Raw genomic sequence first — 17,326 nt, 5'->3', positions numbered from 1 at the left:
GCCTATAACAACAGATTCTCGTGGAGCCTCGCTGATGAAATCCTATGAAGTCAATTTTGACGGTCTAGTGGGGCCGACCCATAACTACGGCGGCCTGTCCTACGGCAACGTCGCGTCCCAGAGCAACAGCCAGCAGTCTTCCAACCCCAGGGAAGCGGCGCTGCAAGGCCTGGCAAAGATGAAAGCGCTGATGGAAATGGGTTTCCAGCAAGGCGTACTGGCACCGCAAGAGCGCCCGGATGTGGCCGCACTGCGTCGCCTGGGCTTTGGCGGTACCGATGCTGAAGTGATCGAGCGCGCTGCCAAAGACGCGATGCCGCTGCTGGCGGCCAGTTGCTCGGCCTCGAGCATGTGGGTGGCCAACGCCGCTACTGTCAGCCCGAGCGCCGACACCGCTGATGGCCGCGTGCATTTCACCGCCGCCAACCTCAACTGCAAATATCACCGCAGCATCGAACACCCGACCACCAGCCGCGTGCTGGGGGCGATGTTCGCTGATCAGAAACACTTCGCCCACCACGCCGCCTTGCCGGCCGTGGCGCAGTTCGGTGACGAAGGTGCGGCCAACCACACGCGTTTCTGCCGTGAATATGGCGAAGCCGGTGTCGAGTTCTTCGTGTTCGGTCGCAGCGCGTTCGATACCCGCTACCCGGCACCGCAGAAGTACCCGGCGCGCCAGACCCTCGAAGCGTCCCAGGCCGTTGCCCGTCTGCACGGCTTGAGCGATGACGGCGTGGTCTACGCCCAGCAGAACCCGTCGGTGATCGATCAGGGCGTGTTCCATAACGACGTGATCGCCGTCGGTAATGGCGAAGTGCTGTTCTATCACGAGGACGCGTTCCTCGACACCGAGCTGATGCTCGCTGAATTGCAGAGCAAACTCGCCAAGGTCGGTGGGAAATTTCAGTCAGTCTGCGTACCGCGTTCCGCAGTGAGCGTGGAAGACGCGGTTCGTTCCTACCTGTTCAATAGCCAACTGCTGTCACGTCCTGACGGCTCCATGCTGTTGATCGTGCCGGAAGAATGCCGTGGCAACGAGCGTGTCTGGCAGTACTTGCAGGGTTTGACCAGCTCCGGCGGCCTGATCCGCGAAGTGAAAGTCTTCGATCTCAAGCAGAGCATGCAGAACGGCGGTGGCCCTGCTTGCCTGCGGTTGCGCGTCGCACTCAACGAAACCGAACTGGCGGCCGTCAACCCAGGGGTTATCATGACGGCACCGTTGTACGGCACTCTGACCGAATGGGTCGAGAAGCACTACCGCGACCGCATGACCGAAAACGATCTGGCGGACCCGCAATTGCTGCTTGAGTGCCGGACGGCACTGGATGAACTGACGCAAATCCTTAAACTGGGCGCGGTTTATCCATTCCAGATCAATTGATCGACGGCGCGCCGCCCTCTACGGCAGCGCGCTGCTTCATCTCAAACGAGAGCGTAAAGACATGAGCGATACCCTGCAGCTGATCCTTGAAGACACCGACGGCACGCAACTGGAGACTTCCTGCACCCGCGTCGCGGTCCTGTGGCAAGGTAAAGAGCTGTGGATCCAGCAGGACGGCCGTGGCCAGTTGCTGATCGGCGTGGACGTCGAGGAAGGTGACGCCGAGTACGCCAACCTGCTGTTGCGCCCATTGGCGACTAATCTGGTAAGTCTGCAACTGGAGATGGAACCGGCTGAACTCGGCGACGACGAGGATCACGTTCACGGCCCGGATTGCAACCACGACCACTAAGGAAACCGCTCTATGCTCGCCCTCGGCAAACTGCTTGAACTGACCCTCGCCGGCCGCGAACCGGCGGAGAAGACTCAACTGACTGTCGAAGGCGTGCGCATGCGCTGGTTGAGCGAAGGTGCGCTGGAAGTCCGGCCACCTGAAGCCCGTGACAACGGCCTGGACCTGCTGCTGTCGGCGGGGATCCATGGCAACGAAACAGCGCCGATCGAATTGCTCGATCGCCTGTTGCACGACATTGCCCGCGGCGACTTGAAGCCGCGCGCACGTGTTCTGTTCCTGTTCGGCAACCCGGAAGCGATTCGCAAGGGCGAGCGTTTCGTCGAGCAGGACGTCAATCGGCTGTTCAATGGCCGTCACGAACAAAGCAGCGGTTGCGAAGCCCTGCGCGCCTGTGAGCTGGAGCGTTTGGCCGCCAGTTTCTTCAGCCTGCCGGATCGCCAGCGCCTGCACTACGACCTGCACACGGCGATTCGCGGCTCGAAAATCGAGCAGTTCGCCCTGTACCCGTGGAAAGAAGACCGCCAGCATTCGCGTCAGGAACTGGCGCGCCTGCGTGCTGCGGGCATGGAAGCGGTGCTGCTGCAGAACAAGCCGTCGATCGTCTTCAGTTCCTATACCTACGACAAGCTCGGTGCAGAGGCTTTCACCCTGGAGTTGGGCAAGGCGCGGCCGTTCGGTCAGAACGACGGGGTCAATGTCTCGCTGCTGGAAAACCGTCTCAAGCAGATCATCGAAGGCACCGAGCCGGAACTGACTGAAGCGGCACTGGACGGTTTGCAGCTGTACAGCGTGGCGCGGGAAATCATCAAGCACAGCGACAGCTTCCGCCTGAACCTGCCGGCGGACATCGAGAACTTTTCGGAGCTGGAAGTGGGTTATCTGCTGGCGGAAGACATCGCCAACACTCGCTGGATCATCGAGGAAAAGGGCGCCCGGATCATCTTCCCGAACCCCAAGGTGAAGAATGGTTTGCGTGCCGGCATCCTGGTCGTGCCGACCACTGACGAAAACCTGGCCTGAAACACCTGTAGGAGCGAGCTTGCTCGCGAAGGTCGTCAACGATAACGCGCGAATTCTCTAGAAACGCGGTGTCCTTGAGTTCTTCGCGAGCAAGCTCGCTCCTACAGTTGGTTTTGTGTTTAGACGGCGACCGCGCGAGGTTCAGTGCGACGCAATGCACGCAGTTTGCTCAACGTATCCGCACAAGTCTTCGCCGCTTCCTGACCTTTATGCAGGAAATGCTCGAAGAAGAACTTCTGGTGCTCTTCACCGGCATGGAAGTGGTGCGGGGTCAGGGACACCGAGAACACTGGCACTTCGGTTTCCAGTTGCACCTGCATCAGGCCGCTGACCACTGACTGGGCGACGAATTCGTGACGGTAGATGCCGCCGTCCACCACCAGGGCTGCCGCGACGATGCCGGCATAACGACCGGTTTTGGCCAGCAGCTTGGCGTGCAGGGGCATTTCAAAGGCGCCGCCGACTTCGAAGAAATCGATGTCGGATTCCTGATAACCCTGGGCAATCATTTCGGTGACGAAGCCTTTACGGCTCTGATCGACAATGTCCTTGTGCCAGCAGGCCTGGATGAACGCTACGCGCTCGCCATGATGGTGTTTGCTTTTGCTGTCGATTGCGGTGGGTTGCATGTTCTGACTCCTGTTTGTGTGAAAAACAGGGCGTTATGAATCGAAGGGGATCTGAGGGTGCGCACGCACGAATGCCGGCGGACGGCCCTTTGTTGTCAATCCCGTTCTCTCTTCATCCGGACTATGACCGTCGGCCCCGGGATCACACCGGGTCTGCTGACCTTGCCGCCAACCACCGCCGAAGCAGCGTCGTCGCCAAGCGCTCGCGGGCTATGCGCTTTGCGCGCAATTACCGCCGGTGGGGAGTTGCACCCCGCCCTGAGAACGTTTTTGCCGCCCAAATGTTTGGCGGCGCAGCGTTTTTATCACATATTTGCGGTGTGCGCATGGCCCCTTTTGGATGATTCCAATCAAGTATTTCGCTTTATTAGTGAGCATTATCCCTGCCCAAGGGTTGATTAATCGTCGCCATGCCCGCAGTAATTCCTGACTGAAAGGGATTTCCCCTGCTTACCGAGGCCAGATTCATGAGTGTTATCGATCTTCGCAGCGACACCGTCACCCAACCTTGCGCTGGCATGCTCGAGGCAATGACCAAGGCCGCCACCGGCGATGACGTGTATGGCGAAGATCCGACGGTCAATCACCTGGAGGCCGAACTGGCCAGGCGCCTGGGCTTTGCCGCGGCACTGTTCGTACCGATCGGCACCATGAGCAACCTGCTGGGGTTGATGGCCCATTGCGAGCGCGGTGACGAGTACATCGTCGGCCAGCAGGCCCACACTTATAAGTACGAAGGGGGTGGCGCAGCGGTGCTTGGCTCGATCCAGCCGCAGCCGCTGGAAGTACAAGCCGATGGTACGCTGGACCTGACCCACGTCGCCGCAGCAATCAAGCCAGACGATTTCCACTTTGCACGTACCCGGTTGCTGGCGCTTGAAAACACCATGCAAGGCAAGGTCCTGCCGCTGGAGTACCTGGCCCGGGCGCGCAGTTTTACCCGCGAAAACGGTTTGAAGCTGCATCTGGACGGGGCTCGCCTGTACAACGCTGCAGTCAAGCTGGGTGTCGATGCCCGGGAAATCACCCACTATTTCGATTCCGTCTCGGTCTGCCTGTCCAAAGGGCTGGGCGCCCCGGTGGGTTCGGTGCTGTGCGGCTCGGCCGAGTTGATCGGCAAGGCCCGGCGCCTGCGCAAAATGGTCGGTGGCGGCATGCGTCAGGCCGGTATTCTCGCGGCGGCAGGCCTGTACGCGCTGGATCACAACGTTCAGCGCCTGGCCGATGACCACGCCAACGCGCAATACCTGGCCGAAGGCCTGCGGGCGGCGGGTTTCGAAGTCGAACCGGTGCAAACCAACATGGTTTACGTGCAGATGGGCGACCAGGCCGAGGCGATCAAGGCATTTTCCGCCGAACGCGGGATCAAGCTCAGTGCCGCCGCGCGTCTGCGCATGGTCACGCACATGGACGTCAGCCGTGCGCAAATCGAGCAGGTCGTCGCGGCATTCGTCGACTTTTCGCGCAAGTGATAGCGTTAGCACTCCAATTGACCGTTTCTATCGTATAAACACGCTGTACCCCGCGCGCAGGGCCGATATAATGCGGCCCTTTGCCGTCGCTTCGTCTGTTGACGTTTCGAACAGGCCTTTGGCCGCAGCCTCCGTGGAAGAACCTAATGAAAAGCGCAGAAATCCGTGAAGCCTTCCTTCGCTTCTTCGAAGAGCAAGGCCACACCCGTGTAGCCTCCAGCTCTTTGATTCCGGGCAACGACCCAACCCTGCTGTTCACCAACGCGGGGATGAACCAGTTCAAGGACTGCTTCCTGGGCCAGGAAAAGCGCGCGTACACCCGCGCCGTCAGCAGCCAGAAATGCGTGCGCGCCGGCGGCAAGCACAACGACCTGGAAAACGTCGGTTATACCGCTCGTCACCACACCTTCTTCGAAATGCTGGGTAACTTCAGCTTCGGTGATTATTTCAAGCGTGATGCCATCAGCTACGCCTGGAACTTCCTGACATCCGACAAGTGGTTGAACCTGCCCAAGGAAAAGCTCTGGGTCACCGTCTACGCCAGCGATGACGAGGCGTACGACATCTGGACCAAGGAAATCGGGGTTCCGGCCGAGCGCATGGTGCGCATTGGCGACAACAAGGGCGCGCCGTACGCCTCCGACAACTTCTGGACCATGGGCGATACCGGCCCGTGCGGTCCTTGCACCGAGATTTTCTACGATCACGGCGCCGACATCTGGGGTGGCCCACCGGGCTCGCCGGAAGAAGACGGCGACCGCTACATCGAAATCTGGAACAACGTGTTCATGCAGTTCAACCGCACCGCCGATGGCGTGTTGCACCCGCTGCCAGCGCCGTCGGTCGACACCGGCATGGGCCTGGAGCGAATCAGTGCCGTGCTGCAGCATGTTCACTCGAACTATGAAGTCGACCTGTTCCAGAGCCTGCTGAGCGCTTCGGCCAAGGCCATCGGCTGCACCAACGACGCCCAGGCTTCGCTGAAAGTGGTGGCTGACCACATCCGTTCCTGCGGCTTCCTGATCGCCGACGGCGTGCTGCCGTCCAACGAAGGCCGTGGCTACGTGCTGCGCCGGATCATCCGTCGCGCTTGCCGCCACGGTAACAAGCTGGGCGCCAAGGGCAGCTTCTTCTACCAGATCGTCGCGGCCCTGGTCGCCGAGATGGGCGAAGCCTTCCCGGAACTGAAATCCCAGCAGGCGCACATCGAACGCGTGCTGAAGGCCGAAGAAGAGCAATTCGCCAAGACCCTGGAGCAGGGCCTGAAGATCCTCGAGCAGGATCTGGCTGAACTCAAGGGCGACGTGGTGCCGGGCGACGTGGTGTTCAAACTCTACGACACCTATGGTTTCCCGATGGACCTGACCGGCGACATCGCTCGCGAGCGCAGCCTGACCATCGACGAAGAAGGTTTTGAACGCGAGATGGAAGCCCAGCGCGTCCGTGCCCGTTCCGCCAGTTCCTTCGGCATGGACTACAACAGCCTGGTCAAGGTCGATGTGGACACCGAATTCACCGGCTACACCGATACCCGTGGTTTGGCAAAAATCGTTGCGCTGTATAAAGATGGTCAGTCGGTCGACGTATTGAGCGAAGGCGATGAGGGCGTGATCGTTCTCGACAAGACGCCGTTCTACGCCGAGTCCGGTGGCCAGGTCGGTGATTGCGGTTACCTGCAGGCGGGCAGCGCGCGTTTCGACGTGCGTGACACCACCAAGACCGGCGGTGCATTCCTGCACCACGGTATCCTGGATTCGGGTAGCCTGATCGTCGGTGCGCCGGTCGAGACCCACGTTGACGCCGAGGTGCGTCACGCCACGTCGTTGAACCACTCTGCGACTCACTTGCTGCACGCAGCATTGCGCCAGGTGCTGGGCGATCACGTTCAGCAGAAAGGCTCGCTGGTCGACAGTCAGCGCCTGCGCTTCGACTTCAGCCACTTCGAAGCCATCAAGCCTGAGCAGATCAAGGCGCTGGAAGAAATCGTCAACGCCGAGATCCGCAGGAACTCCGAGGTTGAAACCGAAGAAACCGATATCGAAACCGCCAAGCAGAAAGGCGCCATGGCGCTGTTCGGCGAGAAATACGGCGACAATGTGCGCGTGCTGAGCATGGGCGATTTCTCCGTCGAGCTGTGCGGCGGTATCCACGCCAACCGTACCGGCGACATCGGCCTGCTGAAAATCATCAGCGAAGGCGGTGTGGCGTCGGGTGTGCGTCGTATCGAAGCCGTCACCGGTGCGCAAGCGCTGGCCTACTTGAACGCGGCGGAAGAACAACTCAAGGAAGCGGCCAGCCTGGTCAAGGGCAGCCGCGACAACCTGATCGACAAGCTGTCGGCTGTGCTGGAGCGCAACCGTCTGCTGGAGAAGCAACTCGAGCAGTTGCAAGCCAAGGCTGCCAGTGCCGCGGGCGACGATCTGTCGGCCCAGGCGCTGGACGTCAAGGACGTGAAAGTGCTGGCCGTGCGTCTGGACGGTCAGGATGGCAAGGCGCTGTTGGCGCTGGTCGATCAACTGAAAAACAAACTCGGCCGCGCAGTGATCCTGCTCGGCAGTGTCCATGAGGAAAAGGTCGTTCTGGTTGCAGGCGTAACCAAAGACCTGACTGGCCAACTCAAAGCCGGTGATTTGATGAAGCAAGCCGCTGCGGCAGTGGGCGGGAAGGGTGGTGGTCGTCCAGACATGGCGCAAGGCGGCGGTACCGACGCTGGCGCACTGGATGCGGCTCTGGCCCTGACCATTCCGTTTGTAGAGCAGGGTCTATAAGGCAGTTCTTGCGGCCCGCAGTCTAGTGGTGGGCCGCAACGCTGTTTGAGTGATTATTTGGGCGCCCTTCATGGGCAGAGGCGGCTTTGAAATGGCTTTGATCGTACAGAAATTTGGAGGCACCTCGGTCGGCACTGTCGAGAGAATCGAGCAGGTCGCCGACAAGGTTAAGAAATTCCGCGATGCCGGCGATGACCTGGTGGTTGTGCTGTCTGCAATGAGCGGCGAAACCAACCGTCTGATCGATCTGGCCAAGCAAATCAGTGGCGACGGCCAACCGGTTCCGCGCGAGCTGGACGTGATCGTCTCCACCGGTGAGCAGGTGACGATTGCCCTGTTGGCCATGGCGCTGATCAAGCGCGGCGTGCCGGCGGTGTCGTACACCGGCAACCAGGTGCGGATTCTGACGGATAGCGCGCACAATAAAGCGCGTATCTTGCAGATTGATGACCAGAAGATTCGCGGTGACCTGAAGGCGGGTCGTGTGGTGGTTGTCGCCGGTTTCCAGGGTGTCGACGAGCACGGCAACATCACCACTCTCGGTCGTGGCGGTTCCGACACCACCGGCGTGGCGCTGGCGGCAGCCCTGAAGGCTGACGAGTGCCAGATCTACACCGACGTCGACGGTGTCTACACCACCGACCCGCGTGTGGTGTCCGTGGCTCAGCGCCTGGACAAGATCACCTTCGAAGAGATGCTGGAAATGGCCAGCCTCGGTTCCAAGGTGTTGCAGATCCGCGCGGTCGAGTTCGCCGGCAAGTACAACGTTCCGCTGCGCGTACTGCACAGCTTCAAGGAGGGTCCGGGCACCCTCATTACTATTGATGAAGAGGAAACCATGGAACAGCCGATCATTTCCGGTATCGCTTTCAACCGCGATGAAGCCAAGCTGACCATCCGTGGCGTGCCAGACATCCCGGGCGTTGCCTTCAAGATTCTCGGCCCGATCAGTGCCGCGAACATCGAAGTCGACATGATCGTGCAGAACGTTGCGCACGATAACACCACCGACTTCACCTTCACCGTGCACCGCAATGACTACCAGGCGGCGCAAGCCGTGCTGGAAAAGACCGCTGGCGAGCTGGGTGCCCGTGAAGTCGTGGGCGATACCAAGATCGCCAAGGTATCGATCGTCGGCGTTGGCATGCGCTCTCACGCAGGCGTGGCCAGCCGCATGTTCGAATCCCTGGCCAAGGAAAGCATCAACATCCAGATGATCTCGACCTCGGAAATCAAAGTCTCCGTAGTGATCGAAGAGAAGTACCTGGAACTGGCTGTGCGCGCTCTGCACACGGCTTTCGAACTGGACGCACCGGCCCGCCAGGGCGAGTGATGCGTTTGCCAAAAGGCGCGGTCTGACCGCGCCTTTTGTTTTTTTGAATGGTGTGACCCCAAGGCTGTTCTTTTGCTCACGCTAGTCAATACTCAGGCATGTAGGGCTGCGACCGCTCCGGTTGTGGGTCGAGTGCCTTTTTTTTGCAGACTGTTGTCCCTGAAATGTAATGCGTGAGGAGAAAGGTATGCTGATTCTGACTCGTCGGTGCGCAGAAAGCCTGATTATCGGTGATGGCGAAATCACTGTGACCGTGCTTGGCGTCAAAGGAAATCAAGTGCGCATCGGTGTTAATGCCCCCAAAGAGGTGGCTGTTCACCGGGAAGAAATTTACCTGCGTATCAAGAAAGAGAAGGACGAAGAACCAAGCCATTAATTTTTATCGTTTTTTATGTTTGCAAACGGGGAAGAAGCTGGTTAATATACGCCCCGTGTTGCGGAGAGCTGGCCGAGTGGCCGAAGGCGCTCCCCTGCTAAGGGAGTACACCTCAAAAGGGTGTCGGGGGTTCGAATCCCCCGTTCTCCGCCATTATTTGCGTAGTACGTTGTAATCTGGCTTTTTCGGTAAGTTGTTGAAATTACTAGAAAAAGTGTTTGACATAGAGATTAGACGGCCTATAATGCGCGGCAACAAATGCACTCGTAGCTCAGCTGGATAGAGTACTCGGCTACGAACCGAGCGGTCACAGGTTCGAATCCTGTCGAGTGCACCATTTAAGAGTTAGTTGCAGTAATGCAAGTAACTTGGCTTCAGCCAGTTGTGGTCTGGTCTAAAAACACAAAATGCACTCGTAGCTCAGCTGGATAGAGTACTCGGCTACGAACCGAGCGGTCACAGGTTCGAATCCTGTCGAGTGCACCATACAACAGAAAGCCCGCATTTAATGCGGGCTTTTTGCCGTCCGGGATTTGGCTTTTCCCTTCGTGCATCCCCTCTCGTCGAACTCCACGTTTGCGCTACGACCTCGCCGGGTGTCGTAGCGGTAGCTCGTGGCTGAATTGCGAATACTGATCCTGTCCGGCTTGCCGAGTGCGCTTTCGACGTCTTGCTGGCTCATGCCGGCGATCACTCGCTGATTGATGATCGCTTCTCGGCGCTCCCTGGCACTGATCAGGTTTCCACACTTGTCCTGTGCCTGACCGACCACGGTCGGCTCTCTCCTTTTGATGTTCATACCTGATGTTTCACGGGTTTCGGCTTGCGGCATAAGCGCCATCGTAGTACCGGGTGTAAAGGTGCGGATGTCCTGAAGTGAAACGCTATCTCCCGTGGCACAGCTTAGCGTGGTGAAAGTAATGCGCCCATTGGCCGCCTCGCAACGGTGAACGGTGGTGGCGAGCGCTTGGGGCAGGGGGCTGAGCAAGTTGAGCAGTAAAAAGAATTGTGAAGTTGATGACATCAGGTGTCCTCCATGACGTTCCTTTGCAAGGGTAGCGGCTACAATTTTCGAGGGGCGGTGTGTTTTCTTTTCAGAATACGTCGTCGCATTTTCCAGGATCAGGACGATGCTCAAGATTGTTGTGCAAGCGCTTGTTTCAGCCGAGATTTTTTAACGTTTAAAACCGTCAGGCGGTGTATCATTGCGCCCGTCAGCCCCGCCGGGGCTTTTGGATTACTTCCATGGACTTACCCAGTAGTTACTCAGTACCCCGTTTTTCCAATCATGAATTGACTGATTGATCCTTCCGGCGCGCCCCGCTGCTGGGAGTGGAGTTCGCCTATGTCTGAAGTTGAAGTAAAGAAAACGCAGGAAAGCTTGCAGGATCGCCTGGCTCAGGTGGTTGAGTTGCTGCAGCGCCAGCGAGTTGTCGAAGACCTGACTCACCGCCAGGAAGGTCCGCATCATGACCGGGTCGAGAACCTGGTCCACCGGCAGAACCTCGTCGAGTTGCAACGCAAACTCGATGACCTGCACTCCGCCGACGTCGCCTACATCCTTGAAGCCTTGCCGCTGGACGATCGTCTGACGCTCTGGCAGCTGGTCAAGGCCGATCGCGACGGCGACATCCTTCTTGAAGTATCCGATTCGGTTCGTGAAACCCTGATCGCCGACATGGACGATCATGAGCTCCTGGCTGCGGCCAAGGACATGGATGCCGACGAGCTCGCTGACCTGGCCTCCGAGCTGCCGCGAGACGTCGTCCACGAGCTTATGGAGACCCTCGACCAGCAACAACGCGAGCGTGTGCGTTCGGCGCTGTCCTACGACGAGGAGCAGGTCGGTGCGCTGATGGACTTCGAGATGGTGACCATCCGCGAGGATGTCAGCCTTGAAGTGGTCTTGCGTTATCTGCGCCGTCTCAAGGAGTTGCCGGGCCACACCGACAAGCTGTTCGTGGTCGATTACGACGGCGTCCTCAAGGGCGTGTTGCCGATCAAGCGTTTGCTGGTCAACGATCCGGACAAGCAGGTTTCCGAGGTGATGGCCAGCGATCCGGTGAGTTTCCACCCGGACGAAGACGCCTACGATGCCGCCCAGGCCTTCGAACGTTATGACTTGATCTCTGCCCCCGTAGTCGACAAGAACGGCAAGCTGATCGGCCGTCTGACCATCGACGAGATGGTCGACCTCATTCGTGAAGAGAGTGAAAACGAAGTCCTCAACATGGCGGGTCTGCGCGAAGAGGAAGATATCTTCGCATCGGTCTGGAAGTCCCTGCGTAACCGTTGGGCCTGGCTGGCGATCAACCTGATTACCGCGTTCGTGGCTTCACGGGTGATCGGTCTGTTCGAGGGTTCGATCGAGAAGCTCGTGGCACTTGCGGCGTTGATGCCGATCGTGGCGGGGATCGGTGGTAACTCGGGTAACCAGACCATCACCATGATTGTGCGGGCCATGGCGCTGGACCAGGTGAGTACCGGTAATACCTCGCGCCTGATGCGCAAGGAGTTGGCGGTAGCGCTGATCAACGGCGTGATCTGGGGCGGGGTGATCGGTGTGGTTGCCTACCTGCTCTATGGCAGTTGGTCGCTTGGCGTGGTGATGACCGCTGCGATGATCCTCAACCTGTTGCTGGCGGCGTTGATGGGGGTTCTGATCCCGATGACCCTGGCGAAGATGGGGCGCGACCCGGCGATGGGGGCCAGTGTGATGATCACGGCCATGACCGACAGCGGCGGCTTTTTCATCTTCCTGGGGCTGGCGACAATCTTCCTGCTCTGAAGTCCGTTTCACTAAAACCCGCCGTCTGGCGGGTTTTTTGTGCCCGGATTTCAGGCAAAAAAAAAGCCAGCGATCAGGCTGGCTTGGGCTTTCTGGCTGAATCAGGACGCGTCGGCGGCCATTTCAGCGTCATGGGCGATCAGAGAAACCAGGGCGTTCTGCTGTCGATGGGAGAGCTGGCGGAAGCGCTGCAGCAGCTCCCGTTCGTGCAAGGAAAGCTCCGGGCTGTCCAGGCGCATGCTCAACTCTTCTCCCAGTACGCCTTCCTGAATAAGACTCTGCTCAAGGCGCGCAATGATTTCGGAGTTCATGCTGCGATGATGATTGCGAGCCACCTCGGCAATGCGTTCACGCATTCCGTCTGGCAGACGTACGACGAACTTGTCAGCCGTACGGCTGGAATAAATTGCCTGTTTCAATGGGCGCATATATTTAACCGGTTAGTTCAGGGGAGCGGTTTTCGGGATTGGCCGCAGGATGTCTGGTAGGACAAGCGCTCTGACCAAATGTTCAACCTGAATTGATAGAGGCGCGCATCATGCCTCAAACCAGCCAGATCCTTGGCGTCAATTCTGTGACAAATATTGATCTGGATAAAGGCGTTCTGCCAGCACCAATTATCAGAAATGCGGACTGGTTTGAAAAGTTCGACCAGGCCGTATCACTTCGTGCTTTCTCCACCCGACGAAAGGTTTCCGGCGGGCAGGAAAAAGTGAACTCGATCCCTGTTCCTTGTCTTTACAGAATAGTGGCAAATTGCCGATTTACTAGGGGGAGTCGCATGGAGGGGGTTAATTCAGGATGGATGGCAGGCCCTTGCAGCGGGTCTGCCATGTCGGGATCAGCGCAGTACCGGATCAAACTTGATCTTGCGTCCGGCGACCAATGCGAGCACGAACAGCACGCTGAATACGCCACAGGCGATCAGGGGGAGGGTGACGACCATGTCCTGGGTCAATGACAGATGAAAAATGCCGCTCAACAAGGCGAGGATGAAAAAACTCGCGGCTGATCTGGACATGCTGTGCTCCTGGTGAGGGTCATTCAAAATACCAAGCGTTCGGCAGACGGAGCCGGCACCAGGATGTTTTCCTGGCTGACCTGCTGATTGACAAAGCCGTGCCGGTCGCTCATCACGGCCAACTGCGGCGCTTTCTGCAACTGAAGGTAATGTGGCATTTGCTGGGCAACCTGCGTAACACCGCTCTGGGGGGCAAAATGAAAACCCAGCAAAACCGTCAGAGCGATTGCATTCGAGAGTAAAAGGGCGCTGTTCATGAAGCGGCCTCCGTTGTTCTGTGAGAACAGCTGAAGCAGCTCGCATGCCAGAGTCTATCGACAATTAAATTCTTTAAAAACAATGAATTAACATATTTATGCGAAAGCTCGATCATGCATTTTGCAATGGTGGCATTTTGCAGTGATGCAATTTGCACGGTAAACAAGTCCGCGCCCGGCCGAGGCGTCTGCCTACACTTAAAAAGCCTACGGATGACATGACAAAAGCCGGCCCGGCCGTTAACATGCACGCCGTCCATCGCACCGCGTATCGTCGCGGTCAACGTGTGTCTCAGTAGCTCAATTGGATAGAGCATCCCCCTCCTAAGGGGAAGGTTGGCAGTTCTTATCCGACATTGGTTCTACTGCGTATTGGGATAGGCTCTTCTCGCCTGAGCTGGAGGAGGGAGTGACTGGATTTCACTGCCTATTCAAAGGCTTCTACAAAATCTTAAATTTTCGTAGAATGCGCAACGCTCCAAGTAAAGGTAACGTGACGTCCTCTTAGTTCAACGGATAGAACGAGCCCCTCCTAAGGGCTAGATGCAGGTTCGATTCCTGCAGGGGACATATCCTTCCGCTTTGCTTTTGCCTCTAGATTCCCTGTTGCTAAGCCCCTCAAGCAGTACCCCTTCCAAGGCGATCACGAATCGGTTTCGATAAGCGCTACCTGGCAACAGGCGTTTGCCCGATCGACTCTGGCCTTTCCAAGCTCCTTAGCTTGCGTTCTAGTGCCGTGGCTTAGCAGTGAGCGCGGAATAACAGGGCTGGGGCGGAACACTCTCATAGCTCATCGCTAGCCGTTTCTGATGTGAGATGTAAGAGCCCCTACGACTGCCGGTACCGATTCACCTTCGACTTAGCCAGCCCTAGCTGTTGCCGCTGACCGAAAACTGACCCAGTAAAGGCTGTTCTGCCGACTGAAAACTGACCCAGGTGTTCAACTACTTCTGCTCACTTTCCGAGCAGGAGAACACAGGGTGATCAGCATGGAAATGTTGGGGAAAATTCGGAGGATGTACTTTCGCGACAAGCTGTCGCTGCACCAGATCGCCAAGCGTACCGGGCTGTCGAGAAACACCATCCGAAAATGGGTCAGAGCACCCGAAGCCACTCAGCCGGCGTACCAGCGGTGCGTAACCTTCAACAAACTCAGCCCATTCCACGAGACGCTGGAGCAGGCGCTGAAGGCTGATTCGTTTCGGGCAAAGCACAACCGCAGGAGCGCCAAAGCACTCTTTGAGCAGATCAAAGCCCAGGGTTATGACGGCGGCTACAGCCAGCTCACAGCCTTCATCCGCTCGTGGCGCGGTGAGCAAGGCAAATCGTTACGTGCCTTTGTGCCGCTGACGTTTGCACTCGGTGAGGCTTTTCAATTTGACTGGAGCGAAGAAGGTCTGCTGATCGGCGGCCTGTTCCGACGCATCCAGGTCTCCCACATGAAGCTGTGCGCCAGTCGCGCGTTCTGGTTGGTTGCGTATCCCAGCCAAGGCCACGAGATGCTGTTCGATGCCCATACGCGCTCGTTCGGTGCGTTAGGTGGGGTGCCACGTCGAGGCATCTACGACAACATGAAAACGGCTGTCGACAAGGTTAACAAGGGCAAAGGCCGCACGGTCAATGCTCGGTTTTCCGTGATGTGCGCGCACTACCTGTTCGATCCGGACTTCTGCAATGTCGCCTCGGGCTGGGAAAAAGGCATCGTTGAAAAGAACGTGCAAGACAGCAGACGACGCATCTGGCTCGACGCTCAAGACTGCATGTTTCACACCTTCGAAGAATTGAATGCCTGGCTCGGCCAACGCTGTCGTGCACTCTGGAGCGAGCTGGTGCATCCGCAGTACAACGGGCTGACGGTGGCAGAGGTCTTGGAGCTAGAGCGGGTCGAAATGATGCCGATGCCGACGGCTTTTGATGGCTACGTCGAGCGCACCGTGCGGGTCTCCAGCACCTGCCTGATCAGCGTGGCGCGAAATCGATATTCGGTGCCTTGCGAGCGCGTCGGCCAGTGGGTCAGCAGCCGTCTGTATCCTTCTCGGATCGTGGTCATCGCCGATGAAACTATGATCGCCAGCCACGAGCGTCTGTTTGATCGAGATCAGGTCAGTTTTGACTGGCAGCATTACATCCCACTCATCGAACGCAAACCCGGTGCGCTGCGCAATGGCGCGCCGTTTGCCGATCTGCCTAAGCCGTTGCAGCTTCTCAAGCGGGGCCTGAGACGTCACAGCAACGGTGATCGAATCATGACGCAGGTACTGGCTGCTGTGCCCATCGCCGGTCTCGACCCGGTGCTCGTGGCGGTAGAACTGGTGCTTGAGTCGGGAAGCTTGAGCGCCGATCACATCCTGAATGTTCTAGCTCGACTGACCTCCACTGCACCACCTCCTTCCGTAGAAACCAACCTGCAACTCAAGGTAGCGCCTGTCGCCAATACGGCGCGCTACGACCGGCTCCGTACAACCGATGAGGAGAATCGCAATGCGTGACCTAATGGCGGAACTCAAAGAGCTGCGTCTGCATGGCATGGCCAGCGCTTGGGAAGAACTGGCTTCTCAAGGCGAAGCCTCGACGACGTCGTCGAAGTGGCTGCTCGAACATCTGCTCCAACAAGAACAAGCAGATCGCGCCGTACGCTCAGTGAACCACCAGATGAACATGGCCAAACTGCCCATGCATCGTGACTTGGCAGGCTTCGACTTCGGCGCTTCCAGCGCAGATGCCCGTCTGGTCAAAGATCTGTCCAGCTTGGAGTTCACAGAGACCGCGCAGAATGTCGTGTTCATCGGCGGGCCCGGAACCGGCAAAACACATTTGGCCAGCGCCCTGGCCGTGTCCGGAATCACGACCCATAACAAACGCGTGCGCTTCTTTTCCACAGTGGATCTGGTCAATCTGCTGGAGCGTGAAAAGTACGACGGCAAGAGTGGCCGAATCGCTCAAGGGCTGCTTCGGACAGACCTGGTGATACTCGATGAACTGGGGTATTTGCCCTTCAGCCAGAGCGGCGGCGCGCTGTTATTTCACCTGCTGTCCAAGCTATACGAGCACACCAGCATTGTGATCACGACCAACCTCAGCTTCTCGGAATGGTCGAGTGTGTTCGGCGACGCCAAGATGACCACAGCGTTGCTGGATCGGTTGACACACCATTGTCACATCGTCGAAACGGGCAACGAGTCCTACCGCCTGCAACACAGCACTCTGGCCGCGCAGACAAAGATCAAATCACGTGAACGAAAGCGCAAGGACGAAGATGGTATCGAGGACGATGAACCGTTTTGATCTGCACCATAAACACCCTGCCGCATGCCTTTATGCGGTGGGGCTTGATGACCGTTCAACCGGAACACTGCTGCTAAGCTTATTCACAATTGCTGGGACAAAAAACAGCAATCCGCCCTGGGTCAATTTTCAATCGGCAGGGTGGGTCAGTTTTCAATCAGCGCCAACAATACAGCCCAAAATTGAGAGATGACTTTGAACCGCCTGGCTCAATTTTCTTCGTAGTTCCTTTTTGCTGGTGCGCGATGCGACTACCCACCAGAGGAATTCAACATCATCCAGTTCCAACCCATCAGGTGGCTCATCACCGTAGTTATCAAGGTGTGCAAAGGGCGCTGGGCGGCTGGAAAGCGGGCGGGGATGAGATTGCTCTGCTTTGGACTCAATACGATTCGAAGGCTCATAGGCGGGCGACTCGCTGTAACAAAATCATGGTGGTTCTAGGGCCTTCGTATCAATTTTACAAGGGTATGGGGCTCGCCATTGTGCCTTAGATCGTTTCGGGATCGATTGAGATTCGCCCGTCGGGAGCTGAGCTAAGAGTCCTCAACTCATCATCCGCCTCCGTATAAACGCAATCTAGCTTCGTTCGTCCTACCCCCGTCTCGCCCAACCGCAACATTGCGCTTCCCGACCTTCCG

At 57.8% G+C, this 17,326-nt stretch carries 16 protein-coding genes, 4 tRNA genes and 1 riboswitch; of the genes, 15 read left to right on the top strand and 5 right to left on the bottom strand.

The features are described 5' to 3' along the window. The first annotated feature begins 34 nt into the window (after positions 1 to 34). The 3 genes from astB to astE all read left to right on the top strand — a co-directional run bounded on the left by astB (position 35) and on the right by astE (position 2,756). The gene (gene astB, locus AC3IX1_RS21845; RefSeq protein WP_489385788.1) at positions 35 to 1,381 is read left to right on the top strand and encodes an N-succinylarginine dihydrolase; all 1,347 of its coding nucleotides are present in this window, start codon (positions 35 to 37) and stop codon (positions 1,379 to 1,381) included. 61 nt (positions 1,382 to 1,442) lie between these two features. Then, on the top strand, positions 1,443 to 1,733 hold the full coding sequence (locus tag AC3IX1_RS21840) for a hypothetical protein (RefSeq protein WP_046042326.1): 291 nt from the start codon (positions 1,443 to 1,445) through the stop codon (positions 1,731 to 1,733). Between the two features lie 12 nt (positions 1,734 to 1,745). Continuing rightward, the gene (gene astE, locus AC3IX1_RS21835; protein WP_489385787.1) at positions 1,746 to 2,756 is read left to right on the top strand and encodes a succinylglutamate desuccinylase; all 1,011 of its coding nucleotides are present in this window, start codon (positions 1,746 to 1,748) and stop codon (positions 2,754 to 2,756) included. A 119-nt stretch (positions 2,757 to 2,875) separates the two neighbouring features. Here the strand turns inward: astE and AC3IX1_RS21830 are convergent, their stop codons facing one another. Continuing rightward, a complete protein-coding gene (locus tag AC3IX1_RS21830; RefSeq protein ID WP_489385786.1) occupies positions 2,876 to 3,385 on the bottom strand; it encodes a 6,7-dimethyl-8-ribityllumazine synthase in 510 nt (169 codons plus the stop codon). Between the two features lie 99 nt (positions 3,386 to 3,484). Then, positions 3,485 to 3,655, bottom strand: a riboswitch (FMN riboswitch). Between the two features lie 197 nt (positions 3,656 to 3,852). Here AC3IX1_RS21830 and ltaE point away from each other — a divergent pair. The 7 genes from ltaE (at position 3,853) to AC3IX1_RS21795 (ending at position 9,820) form a co-directional block, all read left to right on the top strand. Beyond that, entirely contained in the window at positions 3,853 to 4,857 is a 1,005-nt protein-coding gene (ltaE, locus tag AC3IX1_RS21825; protein ID WP_489385785.1) for a low-specificity L-threonine aldolase, read from the top strand. A gap of 146 nt (positions 4,858 to 5,003) precedes the next feature. After that, positions 5,004 to 7,625, top strand: coding sequence for an alanine--tRNA ligase (gene alaS / locus AC3IX1_RS21820; RefSeq protein ID WP_489385784.1), 2,622 nt, complete (start codon positions 5,004 to 5,006; stop codon positions 7,623 to 7,625). 91 nt (positions 7,626 to 7,716) lie between these two features. Further along, entirely contained in the window at positions 7,717 to 8,958 is a 1,242-nt protein-coding gene (locus tag AC3IX1_RS21815; RefSeq protein ID WP_007971040.1) for an aspartate kinase, read from the top strand. A gap of 187 nt (positions 8,959 to 9,145) precedes the next feature. Continuing rightward, the gene (csrA, locus tag AC3IX1_RS21810; RefSeq protein WP_002554426.1) at positions 9,146 to 9,334 is read left to right on the top strand and encodes a carbon storage regulator CsrA; all 189 of its coding nucleotides are present in this window, start codon (positions 9,146 to 9,148) and stop codon (positions 9,332 to 9,334) included. A 62-nt stretch (positions 9,335 to 9,396) separates the two neighbouring features. Further along, a tRNA-Ser gene (locus AC3IX1_RS21805) sits at positions 9,397 to 9,487 on the top strand. 107 nt (positions 9,488 to 9,594) lie between these two features. Further along, a tRNA-Arg gene (locus AC3IX1_RS21800) sits at positions 9,595 to 9,671 on the top strand. A 72-nt stretch (positions 9,672 to 9,743) separates the two neighbouring features. Further along, a tRNA-Arg gene (locus AC3IX1_RS21795) sits at positions 9,744 to 9,820 on the top strand. Between the two features lie 19 nt (positions 9,821 to 9,839). Here the strand turns inward: AC3IX1_RS21795 and AC3IX1_RS21790 are convergent. Beyond that, on the bottom strand, positions 9,840 to 10,358 hold the full coding sequence (locus AC3IX1_RS21790) for a cell envelope protein SmpA (RefSeq protein ID WP_489388771.1): 519 nt from the start codon (positions 10,356 to 10,358) through the stop codon (positions 9,840 to 9,842). A gap of 321 nt (positions 10,359 to 10,679) precedes the next feature. Between AC3IX1_RS21790 and mgtE the strand changes: the two genes are divergently transcribed. Beyond that, a complete protein-coding gene (mgtE, locus tag AC3IX1_RS21785) occupies positions 10,680 to 12,122 on the top strand; it encodes a magnesium transporter (RefSeq protein WP_489385783.1) in 1,443 nt (480 codons plus the stop codon). Positions 12,123 to 12,223: 101 nt separating this feature from the next. Here mgtE and AC3IX1_RS21780 read toward each other — a convergent pair whose 3' ends face one another. The 3 genes from AC3IX1_RS21780 to AC3IX1_RS21770 all read right to left on the bottom strand — a co-directional run bounded on the left by AC3IX1_RS21780 (position 12,224) and on the right by AC3IX1_RS21770 (position 13,400). After that, entirely contained in the window at positions 12,224 to 12,550 is a 327-nt protein-coding gene (locus AC3IX1_RS21780) for an Arc family DNA-binding protein (RefSeq protein ID WP_489385782.1), read from the bottom strand. 413 nt (positions 12,551 to 12,963) lie between these two features. Then, the gene (locus AC3IX1_RS21775) at positions 12,964 to 13,143 is read right to left on the bottom strand and encodes a PA3371 family protein (RefSeq protein WP_489385781.1); all 180 of its coding nucleotides are present in this window, start codon (positions 13,141 to 13,143) and stop codon (positions 12,964 to 12,966) included. A 23-nt stretch (positions 13,144 to 13,166) separates the two neighbouring features. Further along, a complete protein-coding gene (locus AC3IX1_RS21770) occupies positions 13,167 to 13,400 on the bottom strand; it encodes a hypothetical protein (protein WP_489385780.1) in 234 nt (77 codons plus the stop codon). Positions 13,401 to 13,898: 498 nt separating this feature from the next. On the opposite strand from AC3IX1_RS21770, the gene AC3IX1_RS21765 reads away from it, so the two are divergent. The 4 genes from AC3IX1_RS21765 (at position 13,899) to AC3IX1_RS21750 (ending at position 16,878) form a co-directional block, all read left to right on the top strand. Then, positions 13,899 to 13,970: transfer RNA gene (locus AC3IX1_RS21765), tRNA-Arg, on the top strand. Positions 13,971 to 14,389: 419 nt separating this feature from the next. Further along, positions 14,390 to 15,889, top strand: coding sequence for an IS21 family transposase (gene istA / locus AC3IX1_RS21760; RefSeq protein ID WP_178925292.1), 1,500 nt, complete (start codon positions 14,390 to 14,392; stop codon positions 15,887 to 15,889). Beyond that, positions 15,882 to 16,685 (top strand): IS21-like element helper ATPase IstB, encoded by an 804-nt coding sequence (gene istB, locus AC3IX1_RS21755; RefSeq protein ID WP_489385302.1) that lies wholly within the window; start codon positions 15,882 to 15,884, stop codon positions 16,683 to 16,685. The genes istA and istB overlap by 8 nt, the downstream gene beginning before the upstream one ends. Next, positions 16,672 to 16,878, top strand: coding sequence for a hypothetical protein (locus AC3IX1_RS21750; RefSeq protein WP_489388800.1), 207 nt, complete (start codon positions 16,672 to 16,674; stop codon positions 16,876 to 16,878). The genes istB and AC3IX1_RS21750 overlap by 14 nt, the downstream gene beginning before the upstream one ends. The last annotated feature ends 448 nt before the right edge of the window (positions 16,879 to 17,326 follow it).

This window comes from Pseudomonas sp. KH_046_2 (genome assembly GCF_057838985.1).
This window is presented reverse-complemented; position numbering and strand designations above follow the sequence as displayed.

What these genes read in the sequence shown, in the direction of transcription:
- astB (WP_489385788.1), top strand. Translation starts at nt 35, where the DNA reads ATGAAATCCTATGAAGTCAATTTTGACGGTCTAGTGGGGCCGACCCAT.
- AC3IX1_RS21840 (WP_046042326.1), top strand. Translation starts at nt 1,443, where the DNA reads ATGAGCGATACCCTGCAGCTGATCCTTGAAGACACCGACGGCACGCAA.
- astE (WP_489385787.1), top strand. Translation starts at nt 1,746, where the DNA reads ATGCTCGCCCTCGGCAAACTGCTTGAACTGACCCTCGCCGGCCGCGAA.
- AC3IX1_RS21830 (WP_489385786.1), bottom strand. Translation starts at nt 3,385, where the DNA reads ATGCAACCCACCGCAATCGACAGCAAAAGCAAACACCATCATGGCGAG.
- ltaE (WP_489385785.1), top strand. Translation starts at nt 3,853, where the DNA reads ATGAGTGTTATCGATCTTCGCAGCGACACCGTCACCCAACCTTGCGCT.
- alaS (WP_489385784.1), top strand. Translation starts at nt 5,004, where the DNA reads ATGAAAAGCGCAGAAATCCGTGAAGCCTTCCTTCGCTTCTTCGAAGAG.
- AC3IX1_RS21815 (WP_007971040.1), top strand. Translation starts at nt 7,717, where the DNA reads ATGGCTTTGATCGTACAGAAATTTGGAGGCACCTCGGTCGGCACTGTC.
- csrA (WP_002554426.1), top strand. Translation starts at nt 9,146, where the DNA reads ATGCTGATTCTGACTCGTCGGTGCGCAGAAAGCCTGATTATCGGTGAT.
- AC3IX1_RS21790 (WP_489388771.1), bottom strand. Translation starts at nt 10,358, where the DNA reads ATGTCATCAACTTCACAATTCTTTTTACTGCTCAACTTGCTCAGCCCC.
- mgtE (WP_489385783.1), top strand. Translation starts at nt 10,680, where the DNA reads ATGTCTGAAGTTGAAGTAAAGAAAACGCAGGAAAGCTTGCAGGATCGC.
- AC3IX1_RS21780 (WP_489385782.1), bottom strand. Translation starts at nt 12,550, where the DNA reads ATGCGCCCATTGAAACAGGCAATTTATTCCAGCCGTACGGCTGACAAG.
- AC3IX1_RS21775 (WP_489385781.1), bottom strand. Translation starts at nt 13,143, where the DNA reads ATGTCCAGATCAGCCGCGAGTTTTTTCATCCTCGCCTTGTTGAGCGGC.
- AC3IX1_RS21770 (WP_489385780.1), bottom strand. Translation starts at nt 13,400, where the DNA reads ATGAACAGCGCCCTTTTACTCTCGAATGCAATCGCTCTGACGGTTTTG.
- istA (WP_178925292.1), top strand. Translation starts at nt 14,390, where the DNA reads ATGGAAATGTTGGGGAAAATTCGGAGGATGTACTTTCGCGACAAGCTG.
- istB (WP_489385302.1), top strand. Translation starts at nt 15,882, where the DNA reads ATGCGTGACCTAATGGCGGAACTCAAAGAGCTGCGTCTGCATGGCATG.
- AC3IX1_RS21750 (WP_489388800.1), top strand. Translation starts at nt 16,672, where the DNA reads ATGAACCGTTTTGATCTGCACCATAAACACCCTGCCGCATGCCTTTAT.